We start from the raw sequence: 14652 nt of genomic DNA, 5'->3' as shown, positions 1-14652 counted from the left end.
TCGGTATTGTAATATAACGGCAAGTCTATTCAGTTGATTCGTAAATAAAAAGAAGCCATATCACTATCCCCTATCGCTTCAATCATCCTTAAAAATTTGTTCATAGGCTTTTGTCGTTTTGTCAATTCTTTTTGGGAAATAGCCAAGCCAGATTGCGATTCGGGATTCATAGAAAAGAGTTGGGATGTCGTCCAAAGATTTTTACCAGAATCGTATTTAACTTTTTCAACTTTCAATCCACATTTTTTAGCAGCCAACGCCATCGATTTGACACTAAATATATGAAGGTGTCGAGGCGGGTCCCACATCGCCCAAGCATTTCCAAACTTTCTCCATCCGTAACTATCCACAAGGGGAGTGTTAACTAAGATCACCCCATTTTCCTTGAGATGATCTCTTAGAATTTTTAAAACATCAAGAGGCTTTTCCAGATGCTCTATCACGTGGTTTAAAACGATTAGATCAAATTGGTCCCTTAGTTGAGAATAATCCCCTTTTTTTATGACCATTCCTTTTGTCTCAATTTCTGGACCTTGCCAATAAGGATCTAATCCATAAAGATTTTCAAATCCCCAACTATACAGCCTGAAGAGAAATTGAGCCTTTCCACAACCATAATCAAGAATTTTTGAGTGTTGATGGATGCCTAGTTCTTTAAATTGCCAGAGAAAGCCAGGAAATAATTTTCTTAAAATCTCAAGAGAGCTTTCTTTTTTGTTTCCCATAAACAAAAGGAACCAGGCTAGATATTTTTTAAAAAGGCTTTTTTTTGCCAAGGTTCCAAATTCCAAAATTTTGGACTGATAGTTGGCTGAATAATGTCTTGCTAGATCTGTAGGAATAGGGTCGATCTGCAAACAGCCACACTCTAAACATTTGAAATAACCGAAGCGCTCAAAACTACCCATAATGGTTTCTTGAGCTATATATACAGGATGACTAGCCTCACAGCCACAAATCCTGCATTTTGTAATATTAGGGAGTATCATCGGCATTTTTTATTGAATAGATTAAAAACTCTTTGCTAAAAATGACTGTGATAACTCAATATGAAGAATTTTTTATTTACAACTTTTTTCTTTTTATTCCAATTTTCCCTTTTATTCGCACAAAAAAACTCTGGGCTTGTGCTTCCTTCCCATACGATGGTTGTTTTGGTAGCCGAGGCAAAAGGGGTTCAGATCTATTCCAGTCAGCCTCAAATTGGGAAAAAAAGCAGCTTTGAATGGAAATTGACAGCTCCAAAAGCCTTACTGTTTGATAAATCAGGGAAACAAATAGGCAAGCATTATTCTGGGCCAAGTTGGGAGCTAAACGATGGGAGTAAAATAACCACTATGCTTCCTCCCATAGCAAAGGTGGAACAAAAGACTGCTATTCCCTGGCTGCTTCTAAAAGTTAAATCTCACGAAGGCAAAGGTCTTTTAAGTAATGTCCAGTATGTCATTCGGGTTGCTACCCTAGGAGGTCTCCCACCTAAAAAAGCACCTTCTAAAAAGAATCAATGTTCGAAAATATCCTATCGAGCCACTTATCTTTTTTTAGCCAAGACGACCCAATCTTTTTGAAAAAAAAGTCTCACTAACCCTATGGCTGGGGGCGGAATCGAACCGCCGACACACGGATTTTCAGTCCGCTGCTCTACCGACTGAGCTACCCAGCCAGAAAGAAAAAAAACAGTTATATGATTAAAAAAGCAAAAGCAGCCAAAGTCAACTCCAAAGGATATTTTCAGGAAGGAACTCGAACAGGCGCATAGGGATTCCCAATAAATCCAGAAATGGTCGAAAATTCATATTCTTTTTCCAGAAGAAAATCGAGTATTTGCCCTGTCATTTGTGCGGTTTCTTTATGAATATCATGCAAAAGAATGATTGCACCAGGCTTCGTTTCCTCCTCAATAATCTTCATTACTTTTTGTAGCCCTGGCTTCGTCCAATCTCTTGTATCCACATTCCATAGGGCCACCCCCAGCTTAAATTTATAGGCTATATGCGCTTGAGAGCGTCGGAATGATCCATAAGGAGGTCTCAGCCATACTGGACGAGTTCCTGTAGCATCCACAATCAAATCTTGAGTAAGTCGGATCTGGTCTTCTACTTGAGCATCGGACAGCTTAGAAAGTTGGGGATGATTGAAGGTATGATTGCCAATCTCATGTCCCGCTGCAAGCACTTCTCTAGCTAAAGAAGGATAAGCCTTCACATGCTCTCCAAGCATGAAAAAAGTTGCAGGGATTTTCCTGCTTTCTAAAGCGCGCAAAACCATTTCAGTGGTATAGGGAACAGGCCCATCATCAAAAGTTATTGCAATCCTTCTGCCAAAACCAGGACCGCTATGAACAAAGGGGACTTCGATATCTAGTGGGTTTTTTGAAGGGCTTGGAGCTGGAGCAGTCGCATGAGAGTTGACAATTGGCTTTTGCAGAGGAAAAACATCCCTAAGAGAATATCCAATGCTAAAACCAAAGAATGAGAAAAAAACTTTTTTGATAAAAAATCTTCTATTCATTGACAAATCCTTTTATTTAGCATTTTTAAGATACATCATCAACTTATTCTTTGAATCTTTGAAATAAGAATAACTTTATAATAAGAACAATATTCGCATTGCATTTGTTTTATACTTAAAAAATTCATCCTTTCATCAACGATGAGACAGAACAATACATTTATTTAATAAACAAAAAGCTTATTAGAAAGGACTAAATTTATGACTGAAGCAACAAAAGCAGGACTAGAAGGGATCGTAGCAGGAAAAACTTCTATTAGCACCGTAGGAAAAGAAGGACTGGACTTGACTTATAGAGGATATTCCATTCATGATTTAGCAAAAAAGGCAACCTTTGAAGAAGTCATCTTTCTTTTACTCCATGGAGAATTACCCACCTTAACACAGCTTAACGAATTCATTGATCAGCTAATCTCCTTGCGTTCTCTTCCCCCTGAACTTCAAACCGTTTTAAAACTCATCCCCAAAGACACCAATCCCATGGATGTGTTGCGGACGGGCTGTTCAATGCTTGGAACCCTTGAACCTGAAAAGAGTAGCAACCTTCAGCTGACTATTGCTAAAAGGCTACTGGCAATCATGCCTTCCATGCTACTGTTCTGGTATCAATATCATATGGGCAAAGGCTCTATTGAGACTTCCTCAGAAAGCGAAAAAACAATAGCCGCTCACATTTTGCACCTTTTATATGGTCATCCTGCTAGTCCCTCTCAAATACGCGCCCTGGATGTCGCCCTAATCCTTCATGCCGAGCATGAATTCAATGCTTCGACTTTTACCTGTAGAGTGATTACTTCGACTCTTTCGGACTTTTATTCTGCTATTACTGGAGGAATCTGTGCTTTAAGAGGTCCGTTGCATGGAGGAGCAGATGAAGCAGCCATGGAACAAATCAGTCAGTTTCAATCAGCGGAGGAGGCCGAGGCTGGCATAAAATCCATGCTTACCAAAAAAGAGAAAATCATGGGCTTTGGACATCGAGTCTATAAATATGGTGATCCTCGGTCGGATATTATAAAAGAATGGGCTAAAAAGCTTTCCGATGAGCCCTCAAAGAAAAACCTCTTTTCCATTGCAGAAAGAATTGAAGAAGTCATGTTCAGGGAAAAGCATCTGTACCCCAATGTAGATTTCTACAGTGCTCTTACTTATCATTTTCTTGGAATCCCTACTTTTCTTTTTACCCCTCTTTTTGTGATTTCTAGAACTTCTGGATGGTGTGCCCATATTTTTGAACAAAGGGCTAATAACCGGCTGATTAGACCCATTGCCGAATATGTCGGTCCTCTTCCCAAGCCATTTATACCCATTGAAGAAAGAAATTGAATCTTGAGAGTGTATAGTTCAAGTTTTCAAAAGAAACAAAAGGTCTAAGTTTAACACTCGCATGCCTAAAGATAAAAGCGTATGCGATGCGACCTCTTTGATCGGTGCCTGAAGTATGCCTTGAAGGGATTCAGTGGCAACTAGAAAACAAGGTGAGCAATATTAGTTAATAAAGCTGCCTGTTGGTCTTCTCCCTATGTGGTCAGGCCTAAAGATAGGCAAGAGTCTGGGCCTACGGATGTTCTGAGTGGGATGCAGTGGGTGATGAAAAAAAGCTCTCTATTGTCACTCTTCTTTCTAGAAGAGCAAATTTATAAAAAATAGGAAACTATTCTTTTCTTTCTTCTATAAAATATCCAGAAAAAGCCTCTAATGCTTAGCTAAATGAAAAATGATCGGTTTTTTTAATAATAAAAAAGAAAACAATCTTGATTGGAATATTTTTTTTGGATCGCACAGTTATGATCCAAGAAAAATATCCCCAACAGTAAAAGGGATTGGGAAAGAGAGTTTTACTCAAATCGTTAACCTTTTTTCAAGCCGAAAGAAAGAGGTAGAGAAAAAAATCATTGTTTTCTATTCGACAACTAGTGGGGTTGGGAAAAGCCATCTAGTAGGAAGATTATTCCAGTATTTTTCGCCAAACTTTTTTCTTGTTTCGATTCCTCCCCTTTTCTCTCCATTCGGTTTTTTTCAATACCTTCGGCAATGTATTTACAATGAGCTACTTTTCCCTGAAAAATCTGGCTCTACAGGATGCTGGCCCGGCCAAGCAAATCAACTCGATGTTCTTACCTATGGCATTCTTCTTGAGCTAGTAAATGAAGCCGCCCAAAAGAATAAAAGTTTATACAGGAAAATTCGTTCTGCTATTGTTTTTTTAAAAAAAAATCCGACCTCGCTTCTCCCCGAAGAAGTCGTTCCAGAATGGGTGGAATGGCTGAAAAGAGACTTTCCTTTTGTCCTTCCCCTTTTGGAGAAAGAACTGACCAGATGGGGAGCTTTCGCTAACGACCCAAGAGATTGGATCAAAGTCATCTATGGGTTTTCTGTCCTTAGACAAGATAGACGAATAACGGAAATGTGCAAAAATTGGTTTTTTGGAGAGCCTTTCGTAAGTCCCGAACCTTCCTTTATTGATATCCCCTCTAAACCTTTACAGATAGACAAAGAAGAAGAGGCAAAATTAAAAATTAAAGATTTATTTTACCTTTCTTCAAAGGTCCGACCCTTTCTTGTTGTTTTCGATCATTGGGACCCTCTCCTCAGTAGCGAATCTTGGCTCGATAGATTTCTTTGCTTTCTTTCAGAACTTCTTTCCTTTCCCAACAGATTCCTATTGATTGTTGGGACTGAACCTCTTCTAAAGGCTCTCCAAACTAGTAGTCAAATTTGTCCTCATTTACTTACAGTCCGTATGGAAGCTCCTACCAAAGAAGATCTTGTGGCCGTGGGATGCTCAAGGTTGACCATGATAAAAGGGTTAAAAAAGGAGAAAAAAATGGCCATAGAACAGCTATATCGGAATTACGAAGGGGCAACAGCCTTTCATGCATTCTTTGAATTCGGTTACAACAAAATTTTATCTCAATTAAAAAATCCACAAATCTCCGCAATGCCTTTTTTCGAGACAGTTCTGCTCGAAGCTAAACTGGCTATAGAATTAAATCCACGACTGCTCCCTTTCCAAGCGCCTATGATCTGGTTCTTGACAACTGCAGCCAGAACCATCTCCTGGATAACAGTTGCCAATCTAGAACAGCCCTATTTTGATCTCTGTTGGACTGTCCACTCGCATCTTTACTGGCTTAGTCTTGAGCCTTTTCCTTATTTTTTGACTGAAGCATTCCTCTCTGAAGTAAATAAAAAGAAGATCGACTCTAACCTCTCTTTAATTTGTTTCCTCCCTCCCACGATCCCTCCTACCTTCCATTCAAAGCTTAAACAAGCAAAAGACCTACCCGTTCAATTCCACCTAGTTGCTTTCGAACAGTTCACTGAAATCTCTGCCCTTTATCTTCTTTTCATTACTGCCTACCAAGACACTCTTTTTGAACAATCCGGCATAAAAGAAAAAATGGAAACTTTAGCCCGCTATTTGATTTCCAAACAAGATCCTTTGATCAACCCATCGTATGAAGAGGAGCTCCAACAAACCTGCTACGAAATTGTTCGCGACACAATAAGAGACAAAAAATCCGTTGGCTTTTCCTCTCTACAGGAGAGTTTACCCTTAAAACTAACTAGAAAAGATATTCTGCGTGCCGCAGGTTTTTCCCCAGAAATCCTTGTCGTTCCTTCTCTCTCTGGTCTCCCACATTTCCTTTGGATACATTGATCGAAAAGAATTCATCGATTTGCGCGGGAAACCCCGGCATTCAGGCCGTGGAGGGATAGCGCGCCGGTGCGAGCCGCCCCGGTTCCCGCCGTCTCCTTTGTCCAATGCTATCAAGGTCCACGAATACTCATACCCATCGGCCCACCCGACCAAGGCGCAGAATCAGCACTTGCCTGCCCTTGCACTAGCCTCTTTCCAGTCTGGATGTCGAAATTGCCACTGGCACAAGTGGCGACACGGCCCAGTTGATGCCTACCTTCTTACCGGTTCGTGACTACGGCCCGCACCAGATCGCCCGTTTGGAACCCAAAGCCGATTTTGCTACGGGCCAGGTATCCGCGTAGAAATGCTTGCCTCCTTAGGCGTGTGCGCTGGAATGCTCCACCCCGCGATCCACAGCCGGATGGTAAAGGACACCATCCGGTAGATCCGCGCCCGGCCACAACTCAACAGAAGACGCGCCCATTTCTCCGAACACGGCATCAGATGCTTCAGACGTTTGTCCAACACAAATACTGCTATTTTCTAACCTCAGTCCTTACGAAGACTTGTAACGCAAGCATCGCTGCCCATCTTCCCTCAGGAAGGTTTGCAACCGGCTTTCGGATGCGGTCTGAACCTTCGGGCCTTTTCCTTTGCCCAGCATGATCCTCACTTTGCAGAGCGGCGAACTCTAGAAAGCATTCGCCGGTGCGTCTCGACGAGCCGCCTGCAAACATAGCGGACTGACTACCGCTTTCCCTGGTCAACCTAGCCTGCTTTCACAAGCTCCGCCCTTTAGGGCGGGGGAGTTGACTCTTACCAACAGCGTTTTGTCCCTATAGACTCCGCATTCTTACTAATACAGTTCTTATTAATAGAGAATAAGAAATTCTATTATGGATCCAAGCTTTTAGAAGCCTTCTGTTAAAAAGTGCTCTTTTTTAAGCCTATTGAGGGTTTCATGAAACTCCTGTTGGGTAGGTCCACCAAGGGATTCTAGTTTGCGGTAAATGGTGAGGGCTCCAATCCAATCTTTCTGTTCTTCCTTTATTAAAGCTGCTTCTACGCCAGCTTTAATTCTCCAATAAAACTCGGGGAAAAGGGTCGATTGCGATGCTTGTGGATTCTCTCGCTCAGCGTCAAATTTTATATGGTCTGTCCTCCCATTAAGAACATCCAAAAAGGAAGCCAATGCATCCTCAATTCTTCCTTGCTTTTGAAGGCAAACTGCAAATTTGAAAGCAGCCTCGTCTTTTTCCTCAATATCAGCTGATGGGTCTTTTATGACATTGGAATAAAGAGAAGATGCTTCCTGATAATATTTTTTTTCCTTAGCCGCCATGGCAAAAAAGCAATCGGCCTTTCTTAAGAGCGCAATCACGTGCAGTTTTCCTGTCGGCTCTTTATCCAAAACTCCATCAAAAAGCGAAACGGCGGCTGGGTATTGGCTCTGATCAAAATAAATCTTGCCTTGCAATAATCTAGCTTCGGATTTTATAGGGGAATTTTCTGGAATTTTTTCCAAAAGCAGCACGGCCCCCGAAAGATCTTTGCACTCGATTGCTGCTTTTGATGCCCAATAATAAGCCTGATCTCCTAGTTCACTGTTGGGATAGTCTTTCGGTACTTCTTCAAAAAGCCATCGGGCCCCATAAAAATCCGCTTCATCATAGGCATACTCAGCAGCCGAAAACAAAGCTTTAGGGGCAATTGGGTCGGAAGGATACTTTCTTAAAATTTCTACCATCCTCTCTCTGGCAGCATGCACACCTATATGGCCAGCGAGATAATCAGAAAAAACAGCCAGATATAATGCCTCAGGCACAAATTTTTCGGTTGGGTAATCATTACAAAGCCTCATAAATTCTTCGGTAGCCTCAGCATATTTTGTCTGTTTTAAAAAGAGTTTTCCGAGATTTAAAAGTAAAATGGCTTTCCCTTTTTTTATTAAAGGATCCGATAGCGCTTTTTCGAGGATGCCAATGGCATTATCAAATTGATCGAGTTCTTCCCAAAGATTAGCTTCTGTAAGATAAATTTCCAAGCGCAAGTGGCTTGTAGGATATTTCAATAAAAAAGCTTCTTTTGCTTTGAGAAAATCATCAACATTATGCATCCGAGCCCTTGAAAGCAGTACATTATAAAGGGCCTCTTCTTCAAGTTCCCCCTGTTTTTGAACAGCCTGCGCAAATTTATTAGCGCTATCTTCAAATTTTGATTTATCATAGTCAATTAGCCCCAGATAAAACAATGCATGTTCGCTTACATGCGCATCCATCGAAGCCAGTGCTTGATAAAAGTATTTTGTAGCAGGTTCCTTAGAACCCATCTCATAATAAATTCTGCCTAGGGTATATTCCACCTGTTTATCGGTCCCTAACAAGGATTGACTATCCAAAAGCTTTTCCAAAAGAAGCAATGCAAAATCATATTGATCGTTTTTGGCTTCTTCTTCAGCCTCAATAAATCTTACCCAGGCTCCAATCTTTGATCCTTTTTCGAGAGGGAACATAGAAAAAAGCTTCTGTCTAGCCTCGTTAAGCCGGCCCAAAGCGATAGCTGCATCCAAATAGTATTTTACAAAAAGAAGCTGTACATCTTCTTTTCTACACAAACTAAGCCCTTTTTCAAAAGCCTGCATCGCTTTTCCCGTTTCTTCTAAAGCCAGATAAGTTTTTCCAAGTTCAAAGAAACCAAGCACGTTAATATCTCTAGAAAAGCCCGCTTGATCCACAACAGACTGAAAATAGGGGACAGCCTCTTGAGGATGGTTTTGTTCCAGTAGCTTTCCTATCCAGTACTTGGCTTCAATACCACTTTGCGAATTAGGGCTTTTAGCTATGACCGAATGGAAATACTCTTTGGCTTCATTTTGATTGCCATTACTTAAAGCAATCTTTCCCAAGATTAACAAGGCTTCAGCACAACTAGCCGCATTTTTAGAATGTAAGACTTTACTAATCGTTTCTTGAGCTTCCTTTGTCCTCCCATCTTGCCATAAAGAAAAGCCTTTTCTAATCCAAACCTTTTCAAGTAGTACAGGATCCAGAAGATATTTTTCAGCCGTCTCGTATTCTCGAATCGCTTCTGCCCATTTTTCCATAGCTCGGTAAGCTTCGGCCTTCCAAAAAGCGATTTTCCCAGAATCTTCAACGGAAAATGGCGGTAGTCCTTTTTGCGATAAAAGCGTAATGAGCTCCTCGTATTTGGCTAGGAAATACAAGGCTTCTGCATGCTTGAGATAAACGGCAGAAAGATCTGAGGATTGAGGATAACTCTTTTCAAATTCTTTCGATAATTCGACCACTCGACTAAGTAGGCTATCATCCATTGATTCATTGATCTGATCATAAAGATATTTTTCAAGACTCAGTGCAAAACTGTTCCAAAAGCTAGAGTAAGTAGTCAGAAAAAGAAAAAAAAAGATCAAAAGCCGCTTAATCATCTCTGTCGCTCAAATAAGGCTCGTAGGTATCTCCCAGTCCAGCTTATGGTTTCTCTGGCCACTTCTTCCGGGCTACCAGTTGCAACGACTTCTCCCCCCTTCTCCCCCCCCTCCGGTCCTAAGTCTATAACATAATCTGCCGACTTAATAACATCAAGATTATGTTCGATCACAATCACCGTATTGCCTAGTTCCACTAGATTATGGAGCAGTTTGAGAAGCAAATCAATGTCGGCAAAATGCAGACCTGTTGTTGGTTCATCAAGAATATAAAGTGTTCTGCCTTCTGTCTTTCTTAGCAATTCCACAGCTAGTTTCAGTCTCTGTGCTTCGCCTCCCGAAAGAGTGATAGCAGGTTGTCCAAGTTTTAAATAGCCAAGACCAACTTTTGAGATCATTTCGAGTTTTTCGAATAAAGAAGGGATATTCCTAAAAAAATCGCAGCCTTCTTCTATAGTCATATCCAAGACATCTGCAATATTCTTCCCCCGGTAAGTGACTTCCAATGTTTCCCGGTTGAATCGTTTCCCTTGGCATGCTTCACAAACAACAAAAATTGGCGGAAGAAATGCCATTTCCACTTCTATAAGCCCCTCCCCTCTACACCGTTCACACCGACCTCCAGGAACATTAAAACTAAACCTCGCAGCTGAAAATCCCATGATCTTCGATTTGGGAAGTTTTGCAAAAAGTTCTCTAATGATAGACAAAGCCCCACAATAACTTGCTGGATTTGATCGAGAGGATCTGCCAATGGGAGATTGATCTACAATGACAATTTTTTTTATCAAGGACAATCCTTCCACCCTATCACATAGATCCAATTCAGTCTTTGGACCATTGCCTTGCTGCAAAAATATTTTTGCAAGGACATCATTGACAAGAGTGCTTTTACCTGATCCGCTTACTCCAGTGACACAGCAGAAAAGTCCAATAGGAAAAGTAACATCGATGTTTTTTAAGTTATGCTTTCTGACGCCAAAGAGTCGTATAAACTTTCTTGATGGTTTTCTTCGTCTTTCAGGAATTGGAATAGAAAGATCCCCGCGTAAGTAAGCTCCTGTCAATGAAGCCTTGGATTTCAATATATCCTCTAAAGTTCCAGAAGCAACAATGTGACCGCCAGCCGAACCAGCTCCAGGCCCAAGTTCAACGATATAATCAGCTTCTCTAATGGTCTTTTCATCATGTTCTACAACCACGACTGTATTACCCATGTCTTTGAGCCTTTTTATTGTATTCATCAATTTGTCTGTATCCCTTGGGTGAAGACCAATGCTTGGTTCATCCAACACATAGAGCAAGCCTGTCAATTCTCCTGAAAGTTGTGTGGCCAATCTTACCCGCTGCGATTCTCCTCCAGACAAAGTGGCAATCTCTCTGTTCAATGTCAGATACCCAAGTCCAAGTTCTTCGAGGTTTTGGAGCCTAGCTGCTAATCCAGAGAGCATTTCTTGAGCTGCCTTATCACTCGTATAATACTCTAAGAGTTGTCTTGCCCAACACAAAGCCTCCGATACAGTAAGACCCAGCACCTTCGATATGTTAAACCCCGGCCAGCCTTTCAAGTCAATAGTCACAGCTAAGGCTTCTGGATTAAGTCTTTGCCCATTACAGGCTTTACAAGGAACTGAAAGAATAAATTCTTTAAGCCTAGCCTTAATGATTGCAGACTTGCTTTCCTCATACATTCTTTTGAGAGCAGGAATAACGCCTTCAAAAGGCTTAAAACTTTTTCTTTTCTTTTTTGTTAAGATACTCGAAGAGCCAAACAAGATAGTCTGCTTAAATTCCTCCGAACAGTCTTGCCAGCTCCTATCGATAGGTTCTCCAAACAAAGCTGCTTGTTCGAGCAATTCTTTAAGGAAAACTTTAGATAATCCTCCTCCGATTTTTTCCCAAGGAGCCAAAGGATTATCTTTCAAAGAGACAGTTGGATCGGGAATCAGCAAAGCAGGATCAAAATCAAGCTCACTACCTAACCCCTGGCATTTAGGACAAGCTCCTAAAGGAGAATTATACGAAAAGTGTTTTGGACTTAGTTCCTGAAAAAGAAAACCTGTTTCTGGGTCATAATGAAGATTACTCATGACCCATTCAATCGATTTACCTTGAGTATCTTGAAAGACCGCACATAATACACCTCTTCCTATCCTTAAAGCCAATTCTACAGAATCATAAAGACGGCTCGTTATATCTGGCTCAATCCGTATCCGGTCAATCAGTATTTCTATTGAATGGGCTTCCTCTGGGGAAAGACTCACCACCTCTTCAATTTCTTGAAGGCGCCCATCGATTCTTGCCCTTAAAAACCCTTCTTTTTGCATCTGCTCTAAAAGAGGAATAAAATTGCCTTTTTCTTTTTTGATCAATGGAGCCAAAAGCATAACCGGTGTCTCCTGTGGCAATGCCATAAGACGAGAAACTATTTCTTCGATTGTATATTTTTTTAGTTTTTTCCCAGTCAGCGGATGGTGAGGCTGACCAAGATGTGCAAAAAGTAACTTCAAATATTCATAGATATTTGTCGAAGTAGCCAATGTGGAACGAGCAGAGGCTGTCGAAGTTTTCTGTTCAACTGCAACAGCAGGAATTAATCCTTCTATATGCTCAACTTCTGGTTTTTCAAGCTGTTCAAGAAACTGTCTCGAATAGACCGAAAGGCTTTCCATATATCTCCTTTGCCCTTCGGCATACAGAGTATCAAAAGCAAGCGAGGATTTCCCCGAACCGCTGACCCCTGTGATTACCGTAAGGCGGTTTTTCGGAATAGTTAAGGAAATGTCTTTTAAATTATGTTGCTTTGCTCCTTTGATCCTAATAAAAGAGTTCTCTATCATATTCTTCCTAGCCTAGAGCCCAAAACTAAAATGCTCCAATTAGATAGAAGGAAATAATCGTCCCCTCCTATCTATTTTCAAAGCATCCCTCCTGCTAGCTCCCTTTTAAAACCAGCTCCTAATGCTGTCTAACCCTCTCTCTCCCTTCTCTTAACCATTTTACATCCAAGCAATTTGCTTTTTGTTTCCTAAACTAATTGTTCTTCAGTCCACCTGAAGGAACATTCCCATTGAAAATTATCTTCTTGGCAAATAATCAGCTCTATATTGTTTAAACTAATCCACCAGAGATAAATACAACCTTCTCAGCCAATCACCGTTTCAATCAAGCAAAACCACTTTCTTTTTTCATTAGCCACAAATACTCTTGATTCCCTTCCTGTCCTAAAACTGGAGAAGGAATAATTATAGACGTTTTCATGGGAAAGGTAGTGGCAAGCCAAAACTCGAGATCTTTGATGATTCGATTCCTAACGTTCTTGTCTCTAACGACTCCTTTTTTCCCAACCTCCTTTTTCCCTGCTTCAAATTGCGGCTTAATCAAAGCACAAATAAATCCATCGGCTTTGAGCAAAGGGATAAGAGCGGGAAGAATCAATTTTAGTGAAATAAAGGAGACATCAACCGTGATCACATCAAAAAGTTGATCGAAATCTTCCCTTTTCAAATACCGCGCATTTATCCCTTCCATAATTTTTACTCTAGGATCAGACCTTATTTTCCAATGTAAAAGCCCTTTCCCTACATCAATACAATACACAGTTTGTGCTCCATGCTGAAGCAAGCAATCAGTGAATCCTCCTGTAGAAGAACCAACATCCAAGCACACTTTCCCTTCTACATTCAAATGAGATGCTTGGAAAATGGCTTCCAGTTTGTAACCACCTCTACTTACGTACTTTTGCCTTTGGGAGATTTCTAAAGGTTGGTTGGGATCAAGAAGCTTACTTGGCTTCAGTATAGCTCCAGGTTTATCCAAGACCAAAACTTGCCCTGCAAGAATGAGCCTTTGGGCCTCTTCTCTGGAAGAAACCATCCCCTTGCGCACTAGTAACTGATCAAGCCTTTCTTTTTTCACAGACCAAGAAAAAATCTTTTAATTTAAAATTGCAATTCTCTCTATTTACTAATTTAATGAAAAACCCATTAAAAAAATTGGCGAAAGAAAAGATGATAGCTGTCCAAAAAATGATGCTCCTTTCTAATAGTATATAGTAACAAAGAAAGCAGTTATAACAGAAAATCCTTGATTGCGTTTGAAAAATAAGACATTTTTTTTGCTTCCGATCTATTTTAAATTTAGACATAAGTCTACTAAATTAGAAAAGAAAGCAGAATAAAAAAGAGAAATTCCGGAGTAGCTCAGTGGTAGAGCGGACGGCTGTTAACCGTTTGGTCGTAGGTTCGAATCCTACCTCCGGAGCCAGATTTCAAAAGATCAAATTTGACAGTTCCTCTTTAACATCAAACCTCATGGAGTAATCTTAAGTGGAGTTTTATTGTTTTTGCTGTACTCTTTTCTACTAATACCACTTTCTCAATCCTTTTCATTCTTCATGTTGAAGTCCACCGTCCAGGCTTTGGGGTTGACTTCTGGAAGTTGCGTACATTTTCTGAAATGTCCCCATCGAATGGAAATAGCCCTGAGGAGCAGCAATCGTCTGAAGTTCGTTGTTGTGAATTCGGAATTTAAGCAGGAGCTATTTTTTTATTACACCTGTCTCCCTAGAGTTTTTCTGCTGGATATGGCAAAAGGCTTTGGTTTGTTGTGTTTGATGAAAACAATGACAAGTTAATCTGCTTATTTGGCTTAGGAATCCAGTTTATTCAATGCAAGCACAAAACCGCTGGATTGGAGGCACAATGAAAATAAAGCATATTACCTGTATCATATTATGGAGGCTTATATATGATGGAAGCTTATGTACTTGGAGCCATCCGCTATGTTCATTTTTGATGGGAAGAAAACTAACAAGAATGCTCTATATCCTGCGACAAATTATGAAATGTTCTGCAATAAATATAAGGGCAGAAGATCATTGATTAGTGGGAGTAGGCAAAATTCTTCTCTTCAGTTTCGTATACACGCGCAATTGACATCCTCCCCATGCCTAAAGGCAGGGGATTCCTGGAGATAACTGACCAGATTTAGCCAGGGCAAGCTCTCCGATGAGGGTGTTGAGGTTTTGATAGACCCTGACACTCTCATC

At 40.7% G+C, this 14652-nt stretch carries 9 protein-coding genes and 2 tRNA genes; 4 read left to right on the top strand and 7 right to left on the bottom strand.

The window, feature by feature from the left end:
- Positions 1 to 29: 29 nt before the first annotated feature.
- Entirely contained in the window at positions 30 to 989 is a 960-nt protein-coding gene (locus A7Q09_RS02600) for a class I SAM-dependent methyltransferase (protein ID WP_244228472.1), read from the bottom strand.
- A 60-nt stretch (positions 990 to 1049) separates the two neighbouring features.
- On the opposite strand from A7Q09_RS02600, the gene A7Q09_RS02595 reads away from it, so the two are divergent.
- The gene (locus tag A7Q09_RS02595) at positions 1050 to 1568 is read left to right on the top strand and encodes a DUF3455 domain-containing protein (protein WP_134389757.1); all 519 of its coding nucleotides are present in this window, start codon (positions 1050 to 1052) and stop codon (positions 1566 to 1568) included.
- A 22-nt stretch (positions 1569 to 1590) separates the two neighbouring features.
- Here the strand turns inward: A7Q09_RS02595 and A7Q09_RS02590 are convergent.
- Both A7Q09_RS02590 and A7Q09_RS02585 read right to left on the bottom strand, forming a co-directional pair.
- Positions 1591 to 1663: transfer RNA gene (locus A7Q09_RS02590), tRNA-Phe, on the bottom strand.
- A gap of 68 nt (positions 1664 to 1731) precedes the next feature.
- Positions 1732 to 2511, bottom strand: a complete 780-nt coding sequence (locus A7Q09_RS02585; RefSeq protein ID WP_134389756.1) for a polysaccharide deacetylase family protein — start codon at positions 2509 to 2511, stop codon at positions 1732 to 1734.
- A gap of 201 nt (positions 2512 to 2712) precedes the next feature.
- Here A7Q09_RS02585 and A7Q09_RS02580 point away from each other — a divergent pair, with 201 nt between their 5' ends.
- Together A7Q09_RS02580 and A7Q09_RS02575 are read left to right on the top strand one after the other, a co-directional pair.
- The gene (locus tag A7Q09_RS02580; protein ID WP_134389755.1) at positions 2713 to 3837 is read left to right on the top strand and encodes a citrate synthase/methylcitrate synthase; all 1125 of its coding nucleotides are present in this window, start codon (positions 2713 to 2715) and stop codon (positions 3835 to 3837) included.
- A gap of 391 nt (positions 3838 to 4228) precedes the next feature.
- The gene (locus A7Q09_RS02575) at positions 4229 to 6175 is read left to right on the top strand and encodes an ATP-binding protein (protein ID WP_134389754.1); all 1947 of its coding nucleotides are present in this window, start codon (positions 4229 to 4231) and stop codon (positions 6173 to 6175) included.
- Between the two features lie 321 nt (positions 6176 to 6496).
- On the opposite strand, the gene A7Q09_RS11220 is transcribed toward A7Q09_RS02575, so the two are convergent.
- From A7Q09_RS11220 to A7Q09_RS02550, 4 genes are all read right to left on the bottom strand, one after another.
- Entirely contained in the window at positions 6497 to 6685 is a 189-nt protein-coding gene (locus A7Q09_RS11220) for an RRXRR domain-containing protein (protein ID WP_208526660.1), read from the bottom strand.
- 382 nt (positions 6686 to 7067) lie between these two features.
- Entirely contained in the window at positions 7068 to 9602 is a 2535-nt protein-coding gene (locus A7Q09_RS02560; RefSeq protein WP_134389753.1) for a tetratricopeptide repeat protein, read from the bottom strand.
- The gene (uvrA, locus tag A7Q09_RS02555; RefSeq protein ID WP_134389752.1) at positions 9599 to 12442 is read right to left on the bottom strand and encodes an excinuclease ABC subunit UvrA; all 2844 of its coding nucleotides are present in this window, start codon (positions 12440 to 12442) and stop codon (positions 9599 to 9601) included. The genes A7Q09_RS02560 and uvrA overlap by 4 nt, the downstream gene beginning before the upstream one ends.
- A 325-nt stretch (positions 12443 to 12767) precedes the next feature.
- On the bottom strand, positions 12768 to 13520 hold the full coding sequence (locus A7Q09_RS02550) for a TlyA family RNA methyltransferase (protein WP_134389751.1): 753 nt from the start codon (positions 13518 to 13520) through the stop codon (positions 12768 to 12770).
- Between the two features lie 273 nt (positions 13521 to 13793).
- On the opposite strand from A7Q09_RS02550, the gene A7Q09_RS02545 reads away from it, so the two are divergent.
- Positions 13794 to 13868 (top strand) — tRNA-Asn (locus tag A7Q09_RS02545).
- Positions 13869 to 14652 lie beyond the last annotated feature (784 nt).

The sequence above is a fragment of the Methylacidiphilum sp. Yel genome, assembly GCF_004421185.1.
Classification (GTDB): domain Bacteria; phylum Verrucomicrobiota; class Verrucomicrobiia; order Methylacidiphilales; family Methylacidiphilaceae; genus Methylacidiphilum.
This window is presented reverse-complemented; position numbering and strand designations above follow the sequence as displayed.